The organism is Paenibacillus sp. GCM10027626 (assembly GCF_042676285.1).
Taxonomy (GTDB): domain Bacteria; phylum Bacillota; class Bacilli; order Paenibacillales; family Paenibacillaceae; genus Paenibacillus_Z.
This window is the reverse complement of sequence record NZ_JBHTHC010000014.1, coordinates 162,416-184,959: the sequence shown is the minus strand read 5'-3', so window position 1 is coordinate 184,959 and position 22,544 is coordinate 162,416. Positions and strand designations below refer to the sequence as shown.

The following is a 22,544-nucleotide window of genomic DNA, read 5'->3' as shown; positions in this document are numbered from 1 at the left end:
CTTTCTCATCCCGTTCGCGACGGGTCATTCACATGATGACGACTTATAGTACCGGCATTGGACGTGAGGAGAAGTTGATCGTCTCCAGCATATTAAGCAATGCGCGTACAGTGTCCAGGGAAGTCATACATACAACGCCGTTCTCTACTGCTTCCCGACGGATGCGGAAGCCGTCGCGCTCCGGCGCTTTGCCTTTGGTCAAGGTGTTAACGACAAAGTGCGCTTGTCCGTCGCGGATCAGATCAAGGATATTCGGCGAGCCTTCGCTCAGCTTATTAACGCGCTTGACACGCAGTCCCGCTTCTTCCAGCGCGGTTGCCGTGCCGCCTGTTGCAATAATGTTGTAGCCAAGGTCATAGAAGCCGCGCAAAATTTCAATGGCTTCTGGCTTATCTTTATCTGCTACAGTCGCAATAATCGCGCCTGTTGGCGGAATGCGCATCCCTGCGCCGACAAGGCCTTTATACAGTGCTTTTGCGTATTGCTGGTCGCGTCCCATCACTTCCCCGGTCGATTTCATTTCCGGAGTCAGCGTCGGATCGACGCGGCGCAGCTTGGCAAAGGAGAAGACAGGAACTTTTACCGATACATAATTATCTTCATGCCACAGCCCCTCTTTGTAGCCGAGTGAAGCAATTTTTGTGCCCAGAATCGCTTTCGTCGCCAGGTTTGCCATCGGAATCTTCGTTACTTTGCTCAGGAACGGTACCGTGCGGGACGAACGCGGGTTCACCTCGATGACGTACACTTGCTCCTGGAAGATGACGAACTGGATATTAACGAGACCGATGACATTCAGCTCTTTAGCAATCTTGATCGTAATGTCGACCATTTGCTGCTTGATATCCTCCGACAGCGATTGCGGAGGATATACGGCGATCGAGTCGCCGGAGTGAACGCCTGCGCGCTCTACGTGCTCCATAATGCCCGGGATGAGGACTGTCTCTCCGTCGCAAATCGCATCTACTTCGGCTTCTTTACCTAGCATGTAGCGGTCAATCAATACTGGATGCTCAGGGTTGATGCGTACAGCCTGTTCCATATAGCTGAGCAATTCCTGGTCGGAGTAGACAATTTCCATTGCCCGGCCGCCAAGGACATAAGAAGGACGGACCAGCACCGGATAGCCGAGGCTTTGCGCCGTTTCTACCGCTTCATCCACCGAAATGACTGTTTTGCCTTTCGGCTGTGCAATATTCAGCTTGCGCAGCAGTGCCTCGAATTTTTTGCGATCTTCTGCAGCGTCAATGCTTTCCAGATCAGAGCCCAAAATGCGCACGCCGGCTTTCGTCAGCGGAGCGGCCAGATTGATCGCGGTTTGTCCGCCGAACTGCACGATAACACCAATCGGTTTTTCTTGCTCGATCACGTTCATGACGTCCTCGAAGAAGAGCGGCTCGAAGTACAAGCGATCCGATGTGGAGAAGTCTGTCGATACAGTTTCCGGGTTGTTATTGATAATGACCGCTTCATAGCCTGCGTTTTGAATCGCCCATACCGCATGCACGGTCGAGTAGTCAAACTCTACGCCTTGACCGATCCGAATCGGGCCGGAGCCGAGCACGAGCACTTTTTGCTTGCCAGTTTCCACTACTTCATTCTCAGTTTCATAAGTGGAGTAGTAGTAAGGGGTGGATGCCGCAAACTCCGCTGCGCAAGTATCCACTATTTTATAGACCGGTTGAATTTGTTGTTCTTTGCGCAATGCGCGGATGTCGTGCTCTGTTACCTCTGCCCCTTGCTTGCCTTCATTGCGAATTTCCGCGATCGAGCGATCAGCAAGGCCCAGCCGCTTCGCACGGTACAACAGGTCGCCAGTCAAGCTTGGCGCTTGGCGCAGCTCATCCTCAAAACGGACGATACCTTCAATTTTATGAAGGAACCACCAGTCGATTTGGGTCATATCCTGAATGTCCTGCAGCGCGTAGTTCCGGCGGAACGCTTCTGCAATCAGGAACAACCGCTCGTCATCCGGCGTCTCCAGGCGATAGCGCAAAGTCTCATCGTCCAGTTGCTCTGCTTCAGGCAGACGGAAACGGTGAACGCCGATTTCCAGTGAACGGATCGCTTTATGCATCGCTTCCTCGAATGTCCGCCCGATGGACATTACTTCGCCAGTCGCTTTCATTTGCGTACCTAATTTGCGGTTTGCAGAAGTAAATTTATCAAAGGGCCAACGCGGAATTTTCGCTACGAAATAGTCCAGTGCCGGTTCGAAGTACGCATACGTCTGTCCGGTTACTGGATTGATTACTTCATCCAGTGTGTAGCCGACAGCGATTTTTGCCGCCATTTTGGCAATCGGATAGCCTGTCGCTTTGGAGGCCAGTGCCGAGGAACGGCTTACCCGCGGATTTACTTCGATGACATAATATTGGTAGCTGTGCGGATCGAGGGCAAACTGAACATTACAGCCGCCTTCGATGTTCAAAGCGCTAATAATTTTAAGCGAAGCCGTGCGCAGCATTTGCACTTCACGGTCCGACAATGTTTGAGTAGGCGCTACGACGATGGAATCACCAGTATGAACGCCGACGGCATCGAAGTTTTCCATGTTACAAATTGCGATGCAGTTGTCGTTGGCATCACGGAATACTTCATACTCAATCTCTTTCATGCCGGCGATAGACTTCTCAATGAGACATTGTCCGATCGGGCTGTAACGGATACCGGAGGATACAATTTCCACCAGTTCCTCTTCATTTGAACAGATGCCGCCGCCTGTGCCGCCCAGGGTGTAAGCGGGGCGTACAATAATTGGATAGCCGATCTCATTGGCAAATTCGATCGCCTGCTCCACTGTCGTTACGATGTCGCTTTCCGGCACCGGCTGCTCCAGTTCGCGCATCAGCTCGCGGAACAGATCGCGATCCTCTGCACGCTCAATGGCAGACAGCTGTGTGCCGAGCAAGCGGACATTTTCGCGCTCCAGTACGCCGGCGCGCGCCAGCTCGACAGCCATGTTGAGTCCCGTTTGTCCGCCAAGCGTCGGCAGCAAGCCGTCCGGACGCTCCTGGCGAATAATTTGCGTTACAAAGTCAAGCGTAATCGGCTCGATATATACTTTGTCAGCCATATTCGTATCCGTCATAATCGTGGCCGGGTTGCTGTTAATAAGCACAACCTCATAGCCTTCCTCTTTCAGCGCCTGACAAGCTTGTGTGCCGGCATAGTCAAATTCGGCCGCTTGACCGATGACGATTGGACCAGAACCAATGACAAGAATTTTTTTCAACTCATTATTTTTGGGCATATTGCAGTTCTCCTCTCAATGATTCTGCAAGCTCGATTTGACGAGGCTTACGCGGATTGCTTTGTTTGTGCGTACGAATCATTTCCAGGAATTCGTCGAACAAATATTTCGAATCGTATGGCCCCGGCGACGCTTCCGGATGAAATTGCACCGAGAACGCCGGGTAAGTTTTATGCTTCAAGCCTTCCACTGAACGGTCGTTGTTGTTTTTGTACGTAATTTCCAAATTAGCAGCATCTACGGAATCTTCATTGATCGTATAGTTATGGTTTTTAAACGCCATGTGGCAGCGATTCGAGCTCACATTTTTTACAGGGTAGCTGCCATGATGGCCGAAATTCATTTTTGATGCAGTAGCGCCGCATGCGAGTGCGAACACCTGATGTCCGAGGCAGATGCCGAAGATCGGATACTCGCCAAGCAGTTCCCGTACCGTCTCGATCGTTTGCGGGATGCTTTGCGGATTGCCCGGGCCGTTGGACAGCAGTACGCCATCCGGGTTAAACTTGCGGATTTGCTCTGCGGTCGTATCATAAGGAACGACGATCACATCGCAGCCGCGCTGCGTCAAATCGCGCAAAATGCCGCTTTTCGCGCCGAGGTCGACAAGTACAATTCTTTCACCGTAGCCTGGGCTTGTATAGATGCTTTTGGTCGATGTGTGGGCAACCTGGTCTTGCAGCTGCGGAATAGCTCCCAGCCGCTCCTGCAGCTCTTCAGTACGCTCGGTGCCAGTTGTAATAATCCCTTTCATTGTGCCCTTCTCGCGCAAAATCCGGGTCAGCATCCGCGTGTCGATTTCACTAATGGCCGGAATGTTGTATTCCTTCAGCCATTGATCCAGTGAATATTGCGCGCGCCAGTTGCTTGGCACCGGCTCATGGTGACGAACGACCAGACCGCTGATAGCCGGACGGATCGATTCGAAATCATCGCGGCTAATGCCATAATTGCCGATGAGCGGATAAGTCATCGTTACGAGTTGTCCGCAAAAAGACGGATCAGTGAGCAACTCCTGATAACCGAACATTCCGGTTGTAAATACAACTTCACCGCCTGTTTGTCCTTCCGCGCCAAATGCCAGGCCGGTAAACAATGTTCCGTCTTCTAATAACAATCTTGCTTGCATCTGCGTCTCACTCCTCGTAAAAGTATCTATATTTATTCAGCCCAGACGACCTTGCCATCCACCATCGTCAGTACTGGCCAACCCTGCAGCTTCCAGCCGCCAAACGGCGTGTTCTTGCCTTTCGAAGCGAATTTCTCCGGCTCCACTTCCCGTTCCGAATCCAGATCGACAATCGTAATATCTGCCGGAGCGCCTGCAGCAAGCTGCCCTTCGGATAGTCCGAACACGCGCGCCGGGTCAGAAGTCATTCTTTTCAGCAGAAAACCGAGCGTCCATTTGCCGGTTTGCACAAATTTGCTGTACAACAGCGGGAATGCCGTTTCGAACCCGACGATTCCGAAAGGCGCCAGCTCCATGCCGCGCGCTTTTTCTTCGGCGCTATGCGGCGCATGATCAGTAACGATCATATCGAGCGTGCCGTCTTCCAAGCCTTCGATAACAGCCGCAACATCACGCGGCGAGCGGAGAGGCGGGTTCATTTTCCAGTTGGCGTCAAGCGACGGAATATCTTCATCTGACAATACGAGATGATGCGGGCAAACCTCTGCAGTTATGCGCACACCGTTTTGCTTAGCCAACCGAATAAGTCTGACAGACTGTTCCGTGCTGACATGACAGACGTGGTAATGAACGCCTGTTGCTTCCGCCAGCAGCGCGTCCCGCCCGACATGAATCGCTTCCGATTCGTTAGGTATCCCCTTCATGCCGTGTTTGCGGGCAAATTCCCCTTCCGTAACTGCCGCGCCGACGACAAGCGAATCGTCTTCGCAATGCGCGATAACCGGCATGCCGAGCGAATGAGCCAGCTTCATCGCATCTTTCATCATTTGTGCGTTTTGGACGCCTACGCCGTCATCAGTAAAGCCGATGGCCCCCGCTTCTTTAAGCACCGCAAAATCGGTCAGCTCGCGGCCGAGCTCATTTTTAGTAATTGCTGCATAAGGCAGCACTTTTACGATCCCTTCGTTAGCCGCTTTATCGAGCACGTAGCGGATTGTTTCCGGCGTATCGGTAACCGGCCGCGTGTTCGGCATGCAGGCGATCGTCGTAAAGCCGCCGGCAGCAGCCGAGCGAGTGCCGCTCGCGATATCCTCTTTATATTCAAAGCCCGGCTCGCGCAAGTGAACGTGCATATCGATAAATCCGGCGGAAACCAGCTTTCCCTGTGCATCGATCACTTCATCGTTCTCAGCCGTGTCAGCCCGGTCTGCAATATCCGCTATGACGCCATTTTCGATCTTAATATGTTTATCAGCAAGCTTGCCTGCTTCCTCATCCCAAAGCTTCCCATTCACGATCCATGTTGCCATAATTGTCCCTCTCCCTCCAAACCGTTATCCGAGCGCCCGTTCTACGACTGCCATTCGCACTGGCACGCCGTTTTGCATTTGCGGGAAAATCCGCGATTGTTCATGCTCCACCAGTTCGTCATCGATTTCTACACCGCGATTGATCGGCGCCGGATGCATAATAATTGCATGCGGCGCAAGCAAACGCGCTCGCTCATTCGTAAGACCGAAGTGAGTCCGATAGTCTTCGGCAGATTTGATCATGCCGCTATCATGGCGCTCCAGCTGCACGCGCAGCATCATGACAACATCGGCCTTTAAAGCCTCTTCCATCGATACATACGGAACGTCCAGCTCAGCTGCCGTCATATTCGCCGGTGCGCAAAATTGCACCTTCGCTCCAAACTTGCGCAGCGCCCATAAATTTGAGCGGGCTACCCGGCTGTGCAGCACATCTCCGATGATCGAAACCGTCAGTCCCTTCAGTTCTCCAAACTGCTTGCGCATTGTGTAGAGATCAAGCAGCGCCTGTGTAGGATGCTCATTGTTTCCGTCACCTGCATTTATAAGCGGCACTTTAATTTTCGCAGCCAGCTCGGCAAGCACTCCGATCGGCTTCAGGCGGATGACACCCGCGTCGATTCCCATTGATTCTAGTGTCCGAACCGTGTCATAAATCGATTCACCTTTTTGAACACTCGATACAGCGGCGGAAAAGTTGAGCACCTCCGCTCCTAATCTCTTTTCCGCTACCTCGAATGAAAAGCGGGTTCTTGTACTATTTTCAAAAAACATATTTGCGACAAATTTCCCTTGCATGACCGGATTGACTTTCTCAGGGTGGCGCTCCCAGTAAGCTGCGCGATCGAGAATAGCCTCGATCTCCGCCCTGTCCAAATCTTTCAATCCTAGCAAACTGCGCTGCTTCAATGTTGTCATTGTCACCTTAAGGCGCCTCCTTAATGGCTTATCGTTACTTCATCTTCATCGTCCACTTCCAGAAGCGACACTACAATCTGTTCTTGTTTTGAGGTTGGCACATTTTTGCCCACGTAGTCGGGCCGGATCGGCAATTCGCGGTGGCCGCGGTCAACCAGCACAGCCAGCTGAATCGATTGCGGCCGCCCGCAGTCCATTAAGGCGTCCATGGCCGCGCGAATCGTGCGCCCGGTATACAGCACATCATCGAACAGGATGATCCGCTTGTCCTTTACATCGAGCCGCTGCTGCTCGCCTTCAGTTGAAGAGAAGGTCGCCTTCGCCGTTTCCCGGTCATCGCGGTAAGAGGTCACATCCAGCTCATTTACTTCTACCGGCAAGCCTTCAATTTCCCGAATGCGGTCAGCGATGCGTTCTGCAATATAGATGCCTCTCGTCCGTATGCCGACCAGCACACAGTCTTCAATTCCTTTGTTTTTCTCGACAATTTCGTGGGCAATACGCGTGAGCGCACGGCGGATCGCCGTTTCGTCCATAATGACTCGTTCGTTCATGCGTTGTGTCCCCTCCTCAACGATGCATTTGTCTGGCAACATGAAAAACTCCTTGCGGGTTGCGCAAGGAGTGCGGGGTCGGTAAATCACAGCAGAGATGAACAGCAATCTGCTTGACATCTGAAGTCGACAAAAGTCGACCTTGATGACCGGTTGCTCATTCAGCCTGCATTGATTTCACTATTCACGCTACCTTGCCAGCCTCTCTGGACTGAGTTAAAGGTACTCTTATTTCAAAAAGAATTATCCCATTTCCGACTTTCTATGTCAAGAGAAAATAGACTGATCGCATAATTTTTTGTCGAACTTGCTTTAGCGCCGTTAACGCGTGCGCAGAGCTGTCAATTCCTGCTCCATATCGGCCGGTATCGGGGCTTCAAATTGCAAATATTCCCCTGAACGCGGATGGATAAATCCAAGAATTGCAGCGTGCAAAGCTTGTCCCTGCATGCCTATCGTTTTGCTTCGCCCGTAAACCGGATCGCCGGCCAGCGGATGGCCGATATATTTCATATGGACACGAATTTGATGGGTCCTGCCCGTCTCGAGCTGAAGCTCCAGCAGCGTATAATCCTGCCCGAACCGTTCTACAACAGCAAAATGAGTCACGGCCCGCTTGCTGGCATGCTCGCTTACGGTAAACATTTTCCGGTCATGGGGGTCCCGTCCTATTGGCGCATCTATCGTACCGTGCTCATGCGGCACATTGCCATGCACCAAAGCGATATATTTGCGTGTAACGGTGTGGGCCTTCAGCTGCTCCGCGAGCGATCCATGGGCCAGATCATTTTTGGCCGCCATCAAGAGGCCCGATGTATCCTTGTCGATGCGGTGCACAATGCCCGGGCGCATAATGCCGTTAATGCCGGACAGATCCTGGCAATGAAACATGAGCGCATTGACGAGTGTGCCCGAGTAATGGCCGGCAGCAGGATGCACCACCATTCCCCGCGGCTTATTGACTACAATAACATCCGCATCTTCATACACAATATCAAGCGGAATATTTTCCGGGGCGATGACGGCCGCTTCCGGCTCAGGAATTTGCACGGCGATGACGTCTCCGGCACTCAGCTTGTAGTTGGCTTTGAGCGGCTTATCATTGACGAGCACTGCCCCCGCTTTAATCCATTCCTGCACCTGTGACCGCGATACAGAAGAATCGTCGATTGCTTCCGTTACATACTTGTCCAGCCGCTCTCCCGCTTCTTCCGCGCTGATCTCAAATTGCTGCACTTCGTCCATGTCGTTACTGAACCGGCTGCTCTGGCTGTTGTCCATTTTCATTGTTCTTTCCATTTTTATCTCCGCTTTCTCTCCTGATTGCAAGCAGCGAATCGAGCAAAATCATGGCTACCCCGATTACAATGCCCGAATCGGCCAGATTGAAAATCGGATAAACATAGGTGCCAAACGTAAATTGCAGAAAATCAACGACTTCTCCGTACAAGGCGCGGTCAAGGAAATTGCCGAAGGCGCCGCCCAGTACGAGCCCTAAACCGATTAGCAGCAATTTTGAGCCGTGCTGGCGGTTTTTTTGAATATACCAGATGATCCCTGCTACTACGAGCGATGTAACAATGATAAAGAAGGTCGTCTGCTCCTGCAGAATGCCGAAGGCCGCCCCTTTATTGCGATGCGATGTAATGACAAAAAATCCGCCAAGCACTTCAATTTGTTCATTTAATTCGAGCTGTGTCTCAATAATCTTTTTCGTGACAAAATCGATGGCAAATACAAATAAAGCAATCCAATAATAATAGAACCGCAACTCATCATCCCCCTCTTCCCGAATATTGTAGCATATTGAGCTGCTTACCTACCAGCATTACCCTGCTGCCTTAAATAAATTCCCTGCCATGCCAGCATGAGCAAGGTCTGGAGAAAACTTTTGCCCGCCTCTCATGTAAAAAACAGACCGGCAGCTCACACTAAGAGCATTCCTCAACAGAAAGAAGGTCGATCATTCGCATGAACCAAAATCAGCTGCAGCAGTTGCGACAGCAATTAGAGCAAGAACGGCAGCTTCTGCTAAAACGCCTTGCTGCAAATGACCAGTTCGGGACGGCACAGTCTGAAAGAGAGCAGACCGGCGAGCTCTCCACTGCTGATAATCATCCTGCAGACCTGGCCACTGAAATGTACGAACGCGGCAAAGATCAGGCGCTAATGGAGCATGATGAACTAAAGCTTGCGCGAATCGAAGAAGCCTTGACTGCTATGAAGGAACAGCGTTATGGAATTTGCCTTACATGCCGGCAGCCCATTCCGCTGGAACGTCTCCAAGCTGTCCCTGAAGCGCAATATTGTATAGCGCATGCGCCAAGACAGGAAGTATCCGATCGGCGTCCCATTGAAGAACAGATCATGGAGCGATCATTAAGTCGATTGGATTACGATGGCGGCGACCGCACAGATACGTGGCAGGTAGTGGCGCAATGGGGCAATTCTGATTCCCCCGCTATGTCGGAAAACAGAGATGTCGACGATTACGCCAATATCAGCCCCGGGATGGACGAACCGGAATATGTCGAAGCGCTGGAAACCTTTCTGGCCACTGATATTACAGGCACAGTGCGAACCGTTATCCGCAATCAGGCCTTTTACGATTACATGGACGGCCCAGAGGGCGACCGTGAATTGGAATATGATGCGGACAGTTACCCGAACGACTGGTCCAAGATGTGAAAAAAGAGGGGCGTCCAAAATTATCGAAGATAAATTTTGCGACGGCCCCTTTACAGCTGCTGTAAACTGGAGGATTTGTGCCAAGCTAGTAAGCTTTGCCCTCCAGCTGATGCTGAACAATACGCACAATATCGGCAATGTAATCTCCGATAATCGGCAAATTAAGCGCGCCTAGCAATTGAAGGATATATAAAATGGTCGCCGCGAAAAAGGTAAAGCCAATCGCAATTCCGATCCCGCGCGCTGTCCCCGCAAGCAGGTTTCGCCAAATAAGTGAAAAAGGGCGATTAAGCAGATCGACGTATTCCGCAATTTGCGATCGTTCCAACTCTTCCGCGATTTTGACCAATCGCCGTTCAAGCATCGTCAGCGAACGCCTGAGTGCGCTCAATTGCTTTGTTTCTTCGCTCACGGGTATTTCCTCCACATCATGTTAACCAGATTACTATACCCGTTACTATTCCCGTTAATCGGCAATTAGTATCCCGATTTCCTGCTCTCCGATTCGTACCATTTCCATGTCTGGGCGGGAATCGTAGGAAAGCTCGCGCAGCAGCACATTTTCAAACAATACCGCTTCGAATGCAGCAATCGCTTCGCGGATCTCGCCTTCCGCCTGCAAAATCAAATGAACGCGCTTCTCGATCGGAAGATCCAGCTTTTTCCTCGTATCCTGCACGGCGCGTATAACCTCGCGCACCAGCCCTTCCTGCTCCAGCTCAGGCGTAATATCGGTATTGAGCGCTACTGTCAGCTGATAACCGGAAGCAGCCGCAAAGCCCGGTTTGGCCTGCTTTTCCACCAGCAGCTCATCCAGCGTTATCGTTAGCAGCTCCCCGCCCTCGGTAGTGTAGTTAAGCTCTCCCGATTGAACAGCTGCTGCTGTTGCAGCAGAATCGAGCGATTTGAGATAGCCTTGTATAGGCCCAACATACTTGCCGTATTTTTTGCCCGCTACCTTCAAGTTCAATTTGAAGGTGAAATCGACAAATCCGCTGTCCCCGCTGGCAATCTTGATCGCTTTGACGTTGATTTCATCCTTGATAATTTCTTCGTAGGCAGCTACATCAAACTCATGATCCAACGCGACGATCAGCTCTGACAAAGGCTGGCGCGTCTTGATGCCCGTTTCATTGCGCACATTGCGGGCAAGCTCGACAATTTGTCTTGCCGTTTCCATATCCCGCTCCAGCGCAGCATCGATAGCCGCTTCGTTACACTGCGGGAAATCAGCGAGATGGACGCTTCCTTCGCCGCCCAAATTGCCATACATATCATCGGCCAGCAGCGGCGCAAATGGCGCGATAAGACGGGCCAGCGCGAGCAAGACGTGGCGCAGGGTAGCATAGGCATCGAGCTTGTCATCCGTAAGTCCGCTGCCCCAGAAGCGGTCGCGCGAACGGCGGATATACCAGTTGCTCAGCTCGTCTACATAAGCTTCAATCACCCTTGCCGGATTCAGGAAGTCGTAGGCATCCAGCCCTTTCTTCACTTGCTTGACTACGCTGTTAAGACGCGAGACGATCCAGCGGTCAAGCTTGGCCGCCGATACCCGCTCAGGCTGCACAGCCGGATCATAGCCATCGATAGAAGCATACAGCGCAAAGAAGGCATGCGTATTGACAATCGTGTCAATCACTTTTGACTTGGCCTCGCCTACAATGCCGCGCGAGAAGCGCTTGCTGTTCCACGGCGCGCTGTCAGAGAGCAGCGCCCAGCGGAAGGCATCCGTGCCGTACTCATTAATAATCTCCCACGGATCGATTACATTGCCCTTCGACTTGGACATCTTCTGACCGTTTTCATCCAAAATATGACCGGTAGAAAGTACCGCTTTGTACGGCGCTTTGCCATTGTAAAGGGTGGAAACCGCCAGTAAGCTGAAGAACCAGCCGCGCGTCTGGTCGATCCCTTCGCAAATGATGTCCGCCGGATATTGCTCGGCAAACGTTTTTTCATTTTCGAATGGCGTATGATATTGGGCAAATGGCATCGAGCCGCTGTCGAACCAAACGTCGATTACTTCGGAAGTACGTTTCATCTTGCCGCCGCTGCAATGCGGACAATGCAGCTCAACCTCGTCGACATAAGGCTTATGGAGCTCGATCGACTCCGAAATCGGATGAACCGAGCGCTGTACAAGATCGGCGCGGCTGCCCGGTGAATATTGTCCGTCACAGCTTTCACAGACCCAGACATTAAGCGGCGTACCCCAATAGCGGTTGCGGCTGATGTTCCAATCGACCAAATCCTCCAAAAATTTGCCGAAGCGTCCTTCACGCAGATGACCGGGATACCAGTCCACGCTGTTGTTGTTGGCAATCAGCTGATCTTTCACTGCTGTCGTTTCAATGAACCAGCTTTCTGTCGCATAATAAATGAGCGGAGATTTGCAGCGCCAGCAGAATGGGTAGCTATGCTCATAGCGCTCCTTGGAGAAGAGCAGCGAACGCTCGCTCAGCATTTTTACAATATCTACATCGCAATCTTTAACGAATTTTCCGGCCAGATCGGTCACAACGTCCATATATTTGCCGGCATTGTCCACTACATTCAAAAAGCCGACCCCGCTCTGACGGGCAACTTTATAGTCATCGTCGCCGTGTGCAGGAGCGATATGAACGATACCGGTACCGCTCGTATCGCTGACAAAATCGCCGGCAATAACGACATGGCCGTTTTCTACTGCAGCATATTGGAATGGCGGCTCGTATTTTTGGCCGACCAGTTCAGCGCCCTTCAAGGTTGAGAGCACTTCATACTCGCCTTTCATTACACTTTCGACAAGGCTTGCAGCCACGATATAGACCGTGCCATCCTGCTGCACGCGAACGTATTCCAGTTCCGGATTGACGGCTAGCGCCGCGTTGGCAGGCAGCGTCCAAGGCGTCGTCGTCCAAGCCAGCGCATACGCGTCTTCGCCTGCGAGCTTGAATTTGACTGTCGCGCTCAAGTCCTTCACGTCCTCATAGCCCTGTGCAACCTCATGGGAGCTGAGCGTTGTTTGACAGCACGGACAGTATGGGCTGACACGGTGCCCGCGATAGAGCAGGCCTTTGCCATGAATCGTCGACAAAATATGCCAAACGCTCTCAACATAGTTGTTGTCCAGTGTAATGTACGGATCGTCCATATTGGTCCAGTAGCCGATCGCTTCTGTCAATTCGCGCCACTGGCGCTCGTATTCGAAAACACTGTCTTTACATTTGTTGACAAATGCTTCAATGCCGTAGTTTTCGATTTCCTGCTTGCCCGAGATGCCAAGCTGCTTCTCAACACCGAGCTCGACCGGAAGACCATGGGTGTCCCAGCCCGCTTTGCGGACGACTCTGTAACCGGACATCGTCTTGTAGCGGCAAATAAAGTCTTTAATTACCCGGCCAAGAACATGGCCGATATGGGGCGCGCCGTTTGCCGTTGGCGGACCTTCATAAAATACGAAGTTCGGCTTGTCTGCCCGATTGTCGATCGACTTTTGAAACGTTTTTTCCTCCCGCCATTTGGCGAGCACCCGCAGATCGCGGGTTCTTGCTTTTTCTTTGACATCTACACGTTGCATCAGTTGCCAGCTCCTTATTACAAAATGAAAATTGAGAAGAAACGGCTGACGCCGTCCTTGGCGCGAAGTAAGTTTCTTCCCCTGAAATTTTATAGAATTTATCAGGTAAAACATGTAAATTCTATAAAATAAAAAAAGCCCGCCCCTTGAGAAGGGACGAGACTTGGCTCGCGTTACCACCCTTGTTCCATACAGGCAACAGACTTGTCAGCCGGCCGCTGTATGACACTTCGTCACAGATCGATACATCCTGATCTGCGTTCCTTTTAACGGTGGACTTCCGGCAGCGCTTATCATCCTTGGTCAAGGACGGTTCGGCGCAGCATCTCGGAGAGGATATTCGGCTGCGGCACAGTCGCCGGCTTTCAGCAAGCACCGGCTCTCTGTAGACTATACATCATCAGCTTACTCGTTCTCGTCAGCGATATTGTTCGACTAATGTGCGAGTCAACCTCATATTAAATCCACTTCAGTTGGCTCAGTTATTATAATTATTACTAGTTATACGCGAATCCATAACAATTGTCAATCATACGTTAGCCGTTCAGTTGCCGCGAACCTTCGCCGCTGGACAACTGACTGCTGCTTTCCAGCTTGTCCCAGCCCTCTTGTGTCTGCGTAAGCAGGTCAAGCTGCGCTTCAACCAGCGTACGGAATCTGGAACGGTAGATTGATGCCTGCTTCTTCAGCTCCTCTACCTCCAGCGTAACCTTGCGGGACTTCGCCAACGCTTCGTTAATGATCCGGTCGGCGTTCTTCTCCGCTTCCTTTACAATTAATTGCGCTTCCTTTTTGGCATTGATTTTCACTTCATCTGCCGCTTCCTGCGCCACAATAATTGTTTTGCTTAATGTTTCTTCAATATTTGCAAAATGATTCAGTTTCTCTTGCAGGCTGAGGGCTTGACTTTGCAGCTCTTTATTTTCTCGAATAAGCGCTTCGTAGTCTTTGATGATCTGATCCAGAAACTCATTCACTTCATCTTCATCATAGCCGCGAAGACGTCTGCCGAATTCCTTGTTATGTATGTCCAATGGCGTTAACGGCATTGGCGCACCTCCCTGAACATGTTAAGTCGAAAGTTCGAGAATACAATAATGTAGCATTCGACAGTGTTGGCAAAAATCCTGCACAGACAGTCAATTTCCACCCATGTAGTTGATGGATCGCTGCCAAACTTACCGATATTTGCCGATTTTCACCCGCATTCGGCCCTTCTTCGTCATTCCTTCCACTTCCATCAGGCGAAATCGCCCCAACCCCTGCAGCGACACAACATCGCCCGCTTTCAGCTGAGCTGCCGGATTTTCTTCTACCTTCCAGTTGACCCGGCATCGCCCCGCCCGGATCGGATCGACAATTTTGCTGCGGCTGATCCGGTGCACATCGCTGGCGATGCCGTCCAGACGCAGAGAAGCCACCGATAGATTCATTTCCTCCAAATCCGGGGCGGATATGCGCAACTCGGACAAGGGAATGATGTCTGTCAAGACATGAACCCGGTGGACTTGTCGCAGATGTATATTAATATAGTCAGCGATTTCCTCGGCAGCGAGGCAGTAGCACTCTTCATCATGCACGTGAAGATCACCGATTCGGTCCCTTTTAATGCCAAGCCCGAGCAGCGCGCCCAAATAATCGCCGTGATCCAGCTCGAGCCGGCCTTGCGTTCCCCCGGAAATCTTGATAAGCGCGATCCCTTCCGGCTCATCCTCCAGAACCAAATAATCCGGGGCAATGATTGCCCGCCGGCGCTCAGCCGCATCGTAGCCCCCGACTAGCCTTAGCTGCACATCGGCCGAACGGTTGGCCAGGCTGGTCACAATCTCCGCTTGCCGCGGATCGAGAAAATCAGTGCGCTTGATTTCATGATTACGGGCGGCTCGCTCCACCCATTCTGCTGCACGATCGACGAAAGGCTTCTCGTCAGGGTGAAAGTGTACGTATAGCTCCTGCTTCATCAGACAAAAAAGTTAATGACCGCAATGATGCCGTAAGCGACAAATTGCAGTGCAAAAATAGCTACGATTGGCGAAATATCCAGCATGCCGCCGATTGGCGGAATGATTCTGCGAAATGGGGTCAGATAAGGCTCAACCAGCTTGCCGAGCAAATCTCCGATGAAGCTTTCGCGGGCATTTGGAAGCCATGACAACAGGACATAGCCGATAATCATGAAGGTGTAGATCTGTTCTAGTGTCCATATTAGCTGCGTGTAATGCAAATCAAGGTCACCTCATTTTCTTGTAATCAATATCATCAGTCAGCATTTCCGAAATTGATCCTTGAATTTCCACCGAGTCCGGTGTACATAAAAAGATATTCGGTCCAAGCTTCGATATCGAACCGCCAAGCGCATATACCGTACCGCCAAGGAAATCAACGATCCGCACGGCAATATCCAGACGGACGCGCTGCAAATTAACGACAACGGAGCGGCGGGTCTTCAGATGATCGGCAATTTCTTGCGCTTCATCATACGATCTCGGCTCACAAAGTATGACACGGACATTTTTCTGCGAATGAATGCTGACTACATTGTTAGCTTTGGACGTGTGCTTGCGGGTCTCGAACGGGGTAGCTTCCGCATCCTCCTCTTGAGTATTATGCTGAATTCTTTCCCGTTCAATTACTTCCTCTTCCTCTTGCAAGCCAAGAAAGCTCATAAATTTATTCATCACGCTCACCGTACTCTCCTCCTTCTTCCCAGATCAGAAAACCAGCAGCTTCATTGCCGTTAATGGCCTACGAGTACCGAACCGAGCCTGATCCAGTTGGCCCCTTCCTCCACCGCCACTTCAAAATCGCCGGACATTCCCATCGACAGGCCGTTCATCGGCTCGGGAAGTACAGCCTGGCTGTTCAGTCCATCCCGCAGCTCACGCAGTGCGCGGAAATAAGGTCGGGACTGTTCAGCTTCTTGATCGAGCGGCGCCATCGTCATCAGTCCGATTGGCTTGATATGCTGCAGCCCGGTAAGCTGCTCTGCAAATCCTTTCAGTTCCTCCGGCGCAATTCCTTGCTTGCTTGCTTCACCGGAAACATTAACTTGAATAAAGCAAGGGACAACGATACCGAGCTGTTCTGCTTTGCGCTCAATCGCTTGCGCCAGCGAATACCGGTCCAGACTGTGAATATATGTAAATCTCCCAACGACATCCTTCACTTTATTCGTCTGCAGTGAACCGATAAAATGCCAGACAGCTTGTCCGCTATTCGGCTGAACAGCCACTGGAGAGTCCCCGGACTGTTCGCCGCTGATGGCATGCCACTTGTCGGCAGCTGCCTGCCAACGATTTTCGCCCAGATGAAAAAGACCGTGCTTCAATACATTTTTCGTTTCTTCCACACCTACATATTTTGTTACGGCAACGATATTTATATCTTCACGCGTTCTTCCGCTGCGCCGGCAAGCTTCATCAAGACGACGTTCGACTTCATCTATTCTTTCCTGCAACGTCACGCTTGCTCTTCACCTCTTCTCATACCGATCCAGCTTATCATGCGGCCGGTATTCCCGCTTTCCATCCGGTGCGAGAAAAAATAATCTGTCCTGCAGCCGGTGCACCACTGTGACATTTCGATATTCATCGGCAAAATTCCTGCTTTTATCATAATCTGTCGGTTCAATTCTTTCAAGTTTATCCGCGCTTTCCCCTCAGCTGCCGGCTGAAGCGGAGCTTGCACAGCGACTTTCATCGTCTCCATGACCGGCTGCAGACGCTCCGCGAGCTCCCTGACCTGACTGTAGACAGTCCCGTACACCTCATAGCAGCATGCGCCGATCGACGGCCCGATGGCAGTGCGAATTTGCTCTGGCCGGCTTCCGTAGGCTCTGGCCATCGCCTCGATCGTGTGCCTGGCAATTTCCTGGACAGTTCCTTTCCAGCCGGCATGGGCAAGCGCTACAGCCTCATTGGCCGGGTCATAAAAGTACAGCGGGACACAATCGGCATAAAAAGACGTCAGCAAAATGCCCTTTTCATCGGTCATCAATGCATCTGCGGCCTGTATGGCCTCCTGTCTGCTCGCTCTGCCTTTCCCGCGATCCGCGTTCGTTACTTGATATACCTGATGGCCATGCACCTGCTCGGCACATGTCCATGCTTCGAATGGCCATGCCAGCGCATCGGTAAGCCTGCGGCGATTATGAATGACAGCGGCCTCATCATCTCCGACATGCAAGCCGCAATTAAGAGAGCCCCAGGGCGCTTCGCTGCTGCCGCCTTCCCTGCCGGTGAAGCCTGTCGTTAAGCTGCCGTACTGCTCCATCCACGACGACAATAAAAAAAGCGAAGGATCCTTCGCCGCCTCTACTGCTCGTTTAAACGGTTCCATGCAAAAACTCACCTCATCCACAGTTTACCACAGCTAACCTGCGGGATGCGAATATAAATCGGCAGTTCGCTTTTTGCCGGTGCTCTGTTCTTCCTCATAAGGACGATTCGGCTTCGTATCATCAATACGTACCAGCACTACATCGGTTCCAATCTTGACGATATTTTGCCAAGGAATGATCAAATCAGAACCCGAATTTCCAAATAAACCGAAAAACTTCGCATAGCTCGGCACAACGATGGAGTCAATCCGGCCTTGACGCAGATCAAGCTCCAAATCACTGACCTGCCCCAGCTTCCGGCCATCGACAATATTGATGACGTCTTTTGTTTGAAAATCCGATATTTTCATCTGCTTCATCACCGACTTCCATAGTTATCCGTTTCTCTTCATTGCTACAGTATATGTTTTCGCCCTCCCAAAATGTTCATCCTACGCAAAAAAGATCGCGCACCCTAAAGTTATGCCTAAAGGGGGAGCGATCTTCATTCGCTTTTACGTTTTTACATGCTTTTGCATTTGCTGGATAGCCGTCTTTTCCAGCCTTGATACTTGTGCCTGCGAAATGCCGATTTCCTCTGCCACTTCCATCTGTGTCTTGCCTTCAAAAAAGCGCATGGAAAGAATCATTTTTTCCCGGTCATTTAATTTTTGCATCGCTTCCCGCAAAGCAATTTCTTCAATCCAGGAAACATCTTTATTGCGGTCGTCACTTATTTGATCCATGACATAAATCGGATCTCCGCCGTCATGATAGATCGGCTCGAACAATGATACCGGGTCTTGTATCGCATCGAGAGCGAACACGACATCTTCCTTTGGAACATTGAGTGCTTCAGATATTTCGAAAATAGTCGGCTCGCGAGAATTTTTATTGGTCAGACTATCTCTGACTTGCAGCGCCTTATAGGCTATATCGCGCAAGCTGCGCGAAACGCGGATCGGGTTATTGTCCCGCAAGTAACGGCGAATCTCACCAATGATCATCGGGACCGCATAAGTGGAAAACTTAACATTCTGTCCCAGATCGAAATTGTCAATCGCCTTCATAAGGCCAATACAACCGACTTGAAACAGGTCATCGACAAATTCGCCGCGGTTATTGAATCGTTGAATAACGCTGAGCACCAGTCTCAGGTTTCCATTGACCAATTTCTCTCTTGCTGCCCATTCATTTTGTGTCTGCAATGCCAGAAACAATTCACGCATTTCGGCATTCGTAAGGACAGGCAGTTTCGCGGTATCCACTCCACAGATTTCGACTTTGTTTCGGGTCAACGTGATTACCTCCCAAGGAGAAACATTAATGTTCATTATCTCCCTGGCACTCCATTTTATTCCCGCCAAAAAAACGGCTCTTTATCCTCATTCGAGCATAAAAAAGCCGCATAAACTCTCATCATTTTCAAGTTGGCAGCGCATACTTAGAGAGAGTCTCTTGACAAAATATTTTCACTTGTTCTCACACCATTTTGTTGAATTCCTTGCGCAGACGTTTAATAATTCTTTTTTCCAGCCGCGAGATGTAAGACTGTGAAATGCCCAGCAGATCAGCGACATCTTTTTGCGTTTTTTCTTCCCCATCCGCCAGACCGAAGCGCAGCTCCATTATGATCCGCTCCCGTTCGGTCAGCTTATCGAGCGCTTTGTGCAGCAATTTGCGATCGACCTGCTCTTCAATGTTCCGGTATATCGTATCATTTTCCGTTCCCAGAACGTCGGACAGCAGCAATTCATTGCCATCCCAATCTATATTGAGCGGCTCATCAAAAGAAACTTCTGTACGCGTCTTATTGTTGCGGCGCAAATACATTAAAATCTCATTTTCTATACAGCGCGATGCATAGGTAGCAAGCTTGATTTTTTTCTCCGGATCAAAGGTATTAACCGCTTTTATGAGGCCAATCGCACCAATGGAAACTAAATCCTCAATATGGATGCCTGTATTTTCAAATTTTCGGGCAATGTAGACGACCAGCCGCAAATTGCGCTCGATCAGCATCGCACGAATGGCCGTGTCGCCGGAGGGCAGCTTTTCGAGCAGATACTCCTCCTCTTCACGCGTCAGCGGCGGAGGAAGCGCCTCACTGCCGCCAATATAATAAATTTCTTCGCTCTTTAATCCGAATAAAAATAAAATGCGATAATAATATAACTGCAGGATCAATTTCCACTTAACGAGCATGATGCTCCATCCCTCCCTGGAGAACTATGAATGACTTCATCGCTTACGATCCGATTTTGCAATAGTGACGGATGGATTATTGCCTGATAGGCCCCGTCTGCTACAAGCTTGCCGGCATCAAGGCCGATTAATACCTTAGTAGCTTCATAACGTATTCCTTCGCGCTCAATAACAACAAGGTCAGGTTTGATTGCCAGCATAAACTGCGCGCCCCGGTTCACTCCTCTGTAAGGCACCAGCCGCAGCCGATCCTGCCAAGCAAAAGAGGCTCTGCCCATATGAGCAATCAATTTGTCCGCTTGCGATTCCTTTATTCCTTTCATCCAAGCTTCAGGCAGCTCTTCCTGCCATAATGACGCCTCCATGACCATTACCGGCGTTCGCGTGAGCGGTTCATAAAGCTGGTTGCCGGTATCGATCAGTCCAGTACAACGTCTTTCCTTGCCGTCAATTGTGACATACACTTCCGCCAAATGATTGTCCACCAGTTCTTTTTCCTTGCGAAACACAAATACAGAGCGATAGATGTAAAGTCCGACGGCGATCGTACACAACAGGAAAACAATTCCCAGCTTTAATTTTGTATACATCACACCGTCAACCCACTGCAGCGTTCTCCACATATCGCCCGATCCGCTCATTAATAAATAATGAACCCCAATGACAGCACCTCCAGCTGTAAAATTGACAGCATAGAAGGCGCCTATGCAGCGTAAAAAGATTTGGATGCTGCCGAAACCGAAGGCGCACAGCAGCATCACAATCGAAAACAATAATTTGACCGGGATGGTAAACAAAATTGAAAACGGCGGAAAAAGAAGCATAACCGCATAGCCGGCTCCAAGAGAAGCCGCGACTAGTATACGCCACCATTTCGTTCTGACGCCGCGAATCCAGGCCGTAAGCAGCAAGACTGCCCCGTTGATCAGCAGATTCATCATAAACAATACATCGACATAGACGGCTTTCAAAAAGACCACCCTCCCGCCGTTTCCTGCTTGACCCGGAGGACGCCATATTTCCTCTTCTTGGCGGCTTGTGTGTCTAGTATATTTAAATCCTATTACAATGTCTGTCTAATCATGACGTCAGGTGCGATCTTTTTTTGTCGATATGGGTAACCTGCAAAGCGGTTCCTTCTAAACGGAAGCTACAGACGTTATTTCGCCAATTACCTTCCTTTTTGAAAGCTAACGGAAGCGAGCGATCTTAATTCGACGTTTTCTTGCGAAATCGGACTCATCATCATCAAATAGCGGTGCACAGTTCCGTTACAATTTCAAATCGGTCGAATTTCCGAAAATAGCGGCCGTGGCATCCGTTAGCTTTCGTTGATCAGTGGATCGTCAATCTTATAAGATTGGAAATACAGGAAAACGAAATATAAAAAGCCCCTGGCTCCACAAAAGATGTGGAGCCAGAGGCTATGCTTGCTGCTAACATATGCAATTAACGATCGTTATTGCGGCGGTTGCGCAGAAATGCCGGAATATCGAGCTGATCGTTGCTGGACGCTCCGCCAAAGGCCGATCTAGGCTTCGGAGCCGCATGATTGGCCGGCGGCTGCTGACGCGCCGACTCGCTGGCGGCAGCGGCTTCAGCGGCCTGCGAGGATGCTCCTCCGGCAGTCGGGCGAGCCAGGCTCGGGCTGATGCGATGCTCAAAACCAGTTGCGATTACGGTAACTTTAATATCTTCTTTCAAGTTTTCATCAATGCTTGCACCAAAGATCATATTAACTTCCGGGTCGGAAGCGGCGATAACGATTTCGGCCGCTTCATTAACTTCATAAAGCGAAAGATTCGTGCCGCCGGTAATATTCATAATAATACCGCGTGCGCCATCGATCGACGTCTCAAGCAGCGGGCTCTGAATTGCCTTGCGTGCCGCTTCGGAGGCGCGGCTTTCGCCCGTAGCCGAACCGATGCCCATCAAAGCTGAGCCGCGTTCAGTCATAATCGTCTTTACGTCTGCGAAGTCCAGATTGATCAATCCAGGTACAGCGATCAGGTCGGAGATGCCTTGAACAGCATCCTTAAGTACATTGTCCACTTCGCGGAACGCCTCTAGCATAGGTGTCTTTTTATCAACAATCTCCAGCAAACGATCATTCGGGATGACGATCAGTGTATCTACCTTGTCTTTAAGAGCCTCAATGCCGTGCTTAGCCTGTCCGGAGCGCTTAGGCCCTTCAAAAGTAAACGGCCGCGTTACGACACCTACAGTCAATGCGCCGCACTCGCGTGCGATCTCAGCAATAATTGGAGCCGCGCCAGTTCCAGTACCGCCGCCCATCCCTGCAGTAATAAATACCATGTCAGCTCCCTTGAGCGTGTTCATAATCATCTCGCGGGATTCCTCGGCGGCTTTTTTGCCCACTTCAGGATTCGCACCTGCGCCCAAGCCGCGAGTCAGCTTATCGCCGATTTGCAGCTTCTGCTCCGAATGAGCCAGGTGAAGCGCTTGTGCATCTGTATTCACCGTAATAAACTCGACGCCTTTAACGCCATTTTCAATCATTCGGTTAACGGCGTTGCTGCCGCCGCCACCGACGCCAATGACCTTAATTTGCGCCAGCTGCTCCATTTCAAAATCAAACTCTAACATACA

21 protein-coding genes and 1 other annotated feature are annotated in these 22,544 nt (G+C 50.7%); of the genes, 1 reads left to right on the top strand and 20 read right to left on the bottom strand.

Annotation, left to right across the window (positions count from 1 at the left end):
* Nucleotides 1-43: 43 nt before the first annotated feature.
* From carB to lspA, 7 genes are all read right to left on the bottom strand, one after another.
* Complete coding sequence (carB, locus tag ACFQ0N_RS24895; RefSeq protein WP_379331368.1) at nt 44-3,253, bottom strand: carbamoyl-phosphate synthase large subunit; 3,210 nt, start codon at nt 3,251-3,253, stop codon at nt 44-46.
* Nucleotides 3,240-4,382, bottom strand: a complete 1,143-nt coding sequence (gene carA, locus ACFQ0N_RS24890) for a glutamine-hydrolyzing carbamoyl-phosphate synthase small subunit (protein WP_379331366.1) — start codon at nt 4,380-4,382, stop codon at nt 3,240-3,242. Before carA ends, carB begins: the two co-directional genes overlap by 14 nt.
* A gap of 32 nt (nt 4,383-4,414) precedes the next feature.
* On the bottom strand, nt 4,415-5,692 hold the full coding sequence (locus tag ACFQ0N_RS24885) for a dihydroorotase (protein ID WP_379331364.1): 1,278 nt from the start codon (nt 5,690-5,692) through the stop codon (nt 4,415-4,417).
* Between the two features lie 24 nt (nt 5,693-5,716).
* Nucleotides 5,717-6,610 (bottom strand): aspartate carbamoyltransferase catalytic subunit, encoded by an 894-nt coding sequence (locus ACFQ0N_RS24880; RefSeq protein ID WP_379331439.1) that lies wholly within the window; start codon nt 6,608-6,610, stop codon nt 5,717-5,719.
* A 20-nt stretch (nt 6,611-6,630) separates the two neighbouring features.
* Complete coding sequence (gene pyrR, locus ACFQ0N_RS24875) at nt 6,631-7,164, bottom strand: bifunctional pyr operon transcriptional regulator/uracil phosphoribosyltransferase PyrR (protein ID WP_379331362.1); 534 nt, start codon at nt 7,162-7,164, stop codon at nt 6,631-6,633.
* Nucleotides 7,165-7,485: 321 nt separating this feature from the next.
* A complete protein-coding gene (locus tag ACFQ0N_RS24870; RefSeq protein WP_379331437.1) occupies nt 7,486-8,409 on the bottom strand; it encodes an RluA family pseudouridine synthase in 924 nt (307 codons plus the stop codon).
* 4 nt (nt 8,410-8,413) lie between these two features.
* Nucleotides 8,414-8,935 (bottom strand): signal peptidase II, encoded by a 522-nt coding sequence (lspA, locus tag ACFQ0N_RS24865; protein WP_379331359.1) that lies wholly within the window; start codon nt 8,933-8,935, stop codon nt 8,414-8,416.
* Nucleotides 8,936-9,135: 200 nt separating this feature from the next.
* Between lspA and ACFQ0N_RS24860 the strand changes: the two genes are divergently transcribed.
* Entirely contained in the window at nt 9,136-9,852 is a 717-nt protein-coding gene (locus tag ACFQ0N_RS24860; RefSeq protein WP_379331357.1) for a TraR/DksA C4-type zinc finger protein, read from the top strand.
* A gap of 85 nt (nt 9,853-9,937) precedes the next feature.
* Here ACFQ0N_RS24860 and ACFQ0N_RS24855 read toward each other — a convergent pair whose 3' ends face one another.
* From ACFQ0N_RS24855 to ftsZ, 13 genes are all read right to left on the bottom strand, one after another.
* The gene (locus ACFQ0N_RS24855; RefSeq protein ID WP_379331435.1) at nt 9,938-10,216 is read right to left on the bottom strand and encodes a DUF5665 domain-containing protein; all 279 of its coding nucleotides are present in this window, start codon (nt 10,214-10,216) and stop codon (nt 9,938-9,940) included.
* A gap of 102 nt (nt 10,217-10,318) precedes the next feature.
* A complete protein-coding gene (gene ileS, locus ACFQ0N_RS24850; RefSeq protein WP_379331355.1) occupies nt 10,319-13,411 on the bottom strand; it encodes an isoleucine--tRNA ligase in 3,093 nt (1,030 codons plus the stop codon).
* A gap of 149 nt (nt 13,412-13,560) precedes the next feature.
* Nucleotides 13,561-13,842 (bottom strand) — a binding site (T-box leader).
* 105 nt (nt 13,843-13,947) lie between these two features.
* On the bottom strand, nt 13,948-14,460 hold the full coding sequence (locus tag ACFQ0N_RS24845; protein ID WP_379331353.1) for a DivIVA domain-containing protein: 513 nt from the start codon (nt 14,458-14,460) through the stop codon (nt 13,948-13,950).
* 129 nt (nt 14,461-14,589) lie between these two features.
* Complete coding sequence (locus ACFQ0N_RS24840) at nt 14,590-15,372, bottom strand: YlmH family RNA-binding protein (protein WP_379331351.1); 783 nt, start codon at nt 15,370-15,372, stop codon at nt 14,590-14,592.
* Nucleotides 15,372-15,635, bottom strand: a complete 264-nt coding sequence (locus ACFQ0N_RS24835; protein WP_379331349.1) for a YggT family protein — start codon at nt 15,633-15,635, stop codon at nt 15,372-15,374. Before ACFQ0N_RS24835 ends, ACFQ0N_RS24840 begins: the two co-directional genes overlap by 1 nt.
* A 7-nt stretch (nt 15,636-15,642) precedes the next feature.
* A complete protein-coding gene (locus tag ACFQ0N_RS24830; RefSeq protein ID WP_379331347.1) occupies nt 15,643-16,098 on the bottom strand; it encodes a cell division protein SepF in 456 nt (151 codons plus the stop codon).
* A gap of 50 nt (nt 16,099-16,148) precedes the next feature.
* Complete coding sequence (locus ACFQ0N_RS24825; RefSeq protein ID WP_379331345.1) at nt 16,149-16,874, bottom strand: YggS family pyridoxal phosphate-dependent enzyme; 726 nt, start codon at nt 16,872-16,874, stop codon at nt 16,149-16,151.
* Nucleotides 16,871-17,749, bottom strand: coding sequence for a peptidoglycan editing factor PgeF (gene pgeF, locus ACFQ0N_RS24820; RefSeq protein ID WP_379331343.1), 879 nt, complete (start codon nt 17,747-17,749; stop codon nt 16,871-16,873). Before pgeF ends, ACFQ0N_RS24825 begins: the two co-directional genes overlap by 4 nt.
* A gap of 33 nt (nt 17,750-17,782) precedes the next feature.
* Complete coding sequence (locus ACFQ0N_RS24815) at nt 17,783-18,100, bottom strand: PRC-barrel domain-containing protein (protein WP_379331433.1); 318 nt, start codon at nt 18,098-18,100, stop codon at nt 17,783-17,785.
* Nucleotides 18,101-18,244: 144 nt separating this feature from the next.
* Nucleotides 18,245-19,027: an RNA polymerase sporulation sigma factor SigG gene (gene sigG / locus ACFQ0N_RS24810; protein ID WP_379331341.1), complete on the bottom strand. Its 783-nt coding sequence runs from the start codon at nt 19,025-19,027 to the stop codon at nt 18,245-18,247.
* Nucleotides 19,028-19,211: 184 nt separating this feature from the next.
* Nucleotides 19,212-19,934 (bottom strand): RNA polymerase sporulation sigma factor SigE, encoded by a 723-nt coding sequence (gene sigE / locus ACFQ0N_RS24805; RefSeq protein ID WP_379331339.1) that lies wholly within the window; start codon nt 19,932-19,934, stop codon nt 19,212-19,214.
* Complete coding sequence (spoIIGA, locus tag ACFQ0N_RS24800; protein ID WP_379331337.1) at nt 19,913-20,905, bottom strand: sigma-E processing peptidase SpoIIGA; 993 nt, start codon at nt 20,903-20,905, stop codon at nt 19,913-19,915. Before spoIIGA ends, sigE begins: the two co-directional genes overlap by 22 nt.
* 478 nt (nt 20,906-21,383) lie before the next feature.
* A complete protein-coding gene (gene ftsZ / locus ACFQ0N_RS24795) occupies nt 21,384-22,541 on the bottom strand; it encodes a cell division protein FtsZ (protein ID WP_379331335.1) in 1,158 nt (385 codons plus the stop codon).
* Between the last annotated feature and the right edge of the window lie 3 nt (nt 22,542-22,544).

Excerpts from the sequence above, each read along its gene's own strand:
- carB (WP_379331368.1), bottom strand. The coding sequence starts at position 3,253 with ATGCCCAAAAATAATGAGTTGAAAAAAATTCTTGTCATTGGTTCTGGT.
- carA (WP_379331366.1), bottom strand. The coding sequence starts at position 4,382 with ATGCAAGCAAGATTGTTATTAGAAGACGGAACATTGTTTACCGGCCTG.
- ACFQ0N_RS24885 (WP_379331364.1), bottom strand. The coding sequence starts at position 5,692 with ATGGCAACATGGATCGTGAATGGGAAGCTTTGGGATGAGGAAGCAGGC.
- ACFQ0N_RS24880 (WP_379331439.1), bottom strand. The coding sequence starts at position 6,610 with ATGACAACATTGAAGCAGCGCAGTTTGCTAGGATTGAAAGATTTGGAC.
- pyrR (WP_379331362.1), bottom strand. The coding sequence starts at position 7,164 with ATGAACGAACGAGTCATTATGGACGAAACGGCGATCCGCCGTGCGCTC.
- ACFQ0N_RS24870 (WP_379331437.1), bottom strand. The coding sequence starts at position 8,409 with ATGGACGAAGTGCAGCAATTTGAGATCAGCGCGGAAGAAGCGGGAGAG.
- ACFQ0N_RS24860 (WP_379331357.1), top strand. The coding sequence starts at position 9,136 with ATGAACCAAAATCAGCTGCAGCAGTTGCGACAGCAATTAGAGCAAGAA.
- ACFQ0N_RS24855 (WP_379331435.1), bottom strand. The coding sequence starts at position 10,216 with ATGCTTGAACGGCGATTGGTCAAAATCGCGGAAGAGTTGGAACGATCG.
- ileS (WP_379331355.1), bottom strand. The coding sequence starts at position 13,411 with ATGCAACGTGTAGATGTCAAAGAAAAAGCAAGAACCCGCGATCTGCGG.
- ACFQ0N_RS24845 (WP_379331353.1), bottom strand. The coding sequence starts at position 14,460 with ATGCCGTTAACGCCATTGGACATACATAACAAGGAATTCGGCAGACGT.
- ACFQ0N_RS24840 (WP_379331351.1), bottom strand. The coding sequence starts at position 15,372 with ATGAAGCAGGAGCTATACGTACACTTTCACCCTGACGAGAAGCCTTTC.
- pgeF (WP_379331343.1), bottom strand. The coding sequence starts at position 17,749 with ATGGAACCGTTTAAACGAGCAGTAGAGGCGGCGAAGGATCCTTCGCTT.
- ACFQ0N_RS24815 (WP_379331433.1), bottom strand. The coding sequence starts at position 18,100 with ATGAAAATATCGGATTTTCAAACAAAAGACGTCATCAATATTGTCGAT.
- sigE (WP_379331339.1), bottom strand. The coding sequence starts at position 19,934 with ATGCTCGTTAAGTGGAAATTGATCCTGCAGTTATATTATTATCGCATT.
- ftsZ (WP_379331335.1), bottom strand. The coding sequence starts at position 22,541 with ATGTTAGAGTTTGATTTTGAAATGGAGCAGCTGGCGCAAATTAAGGTC.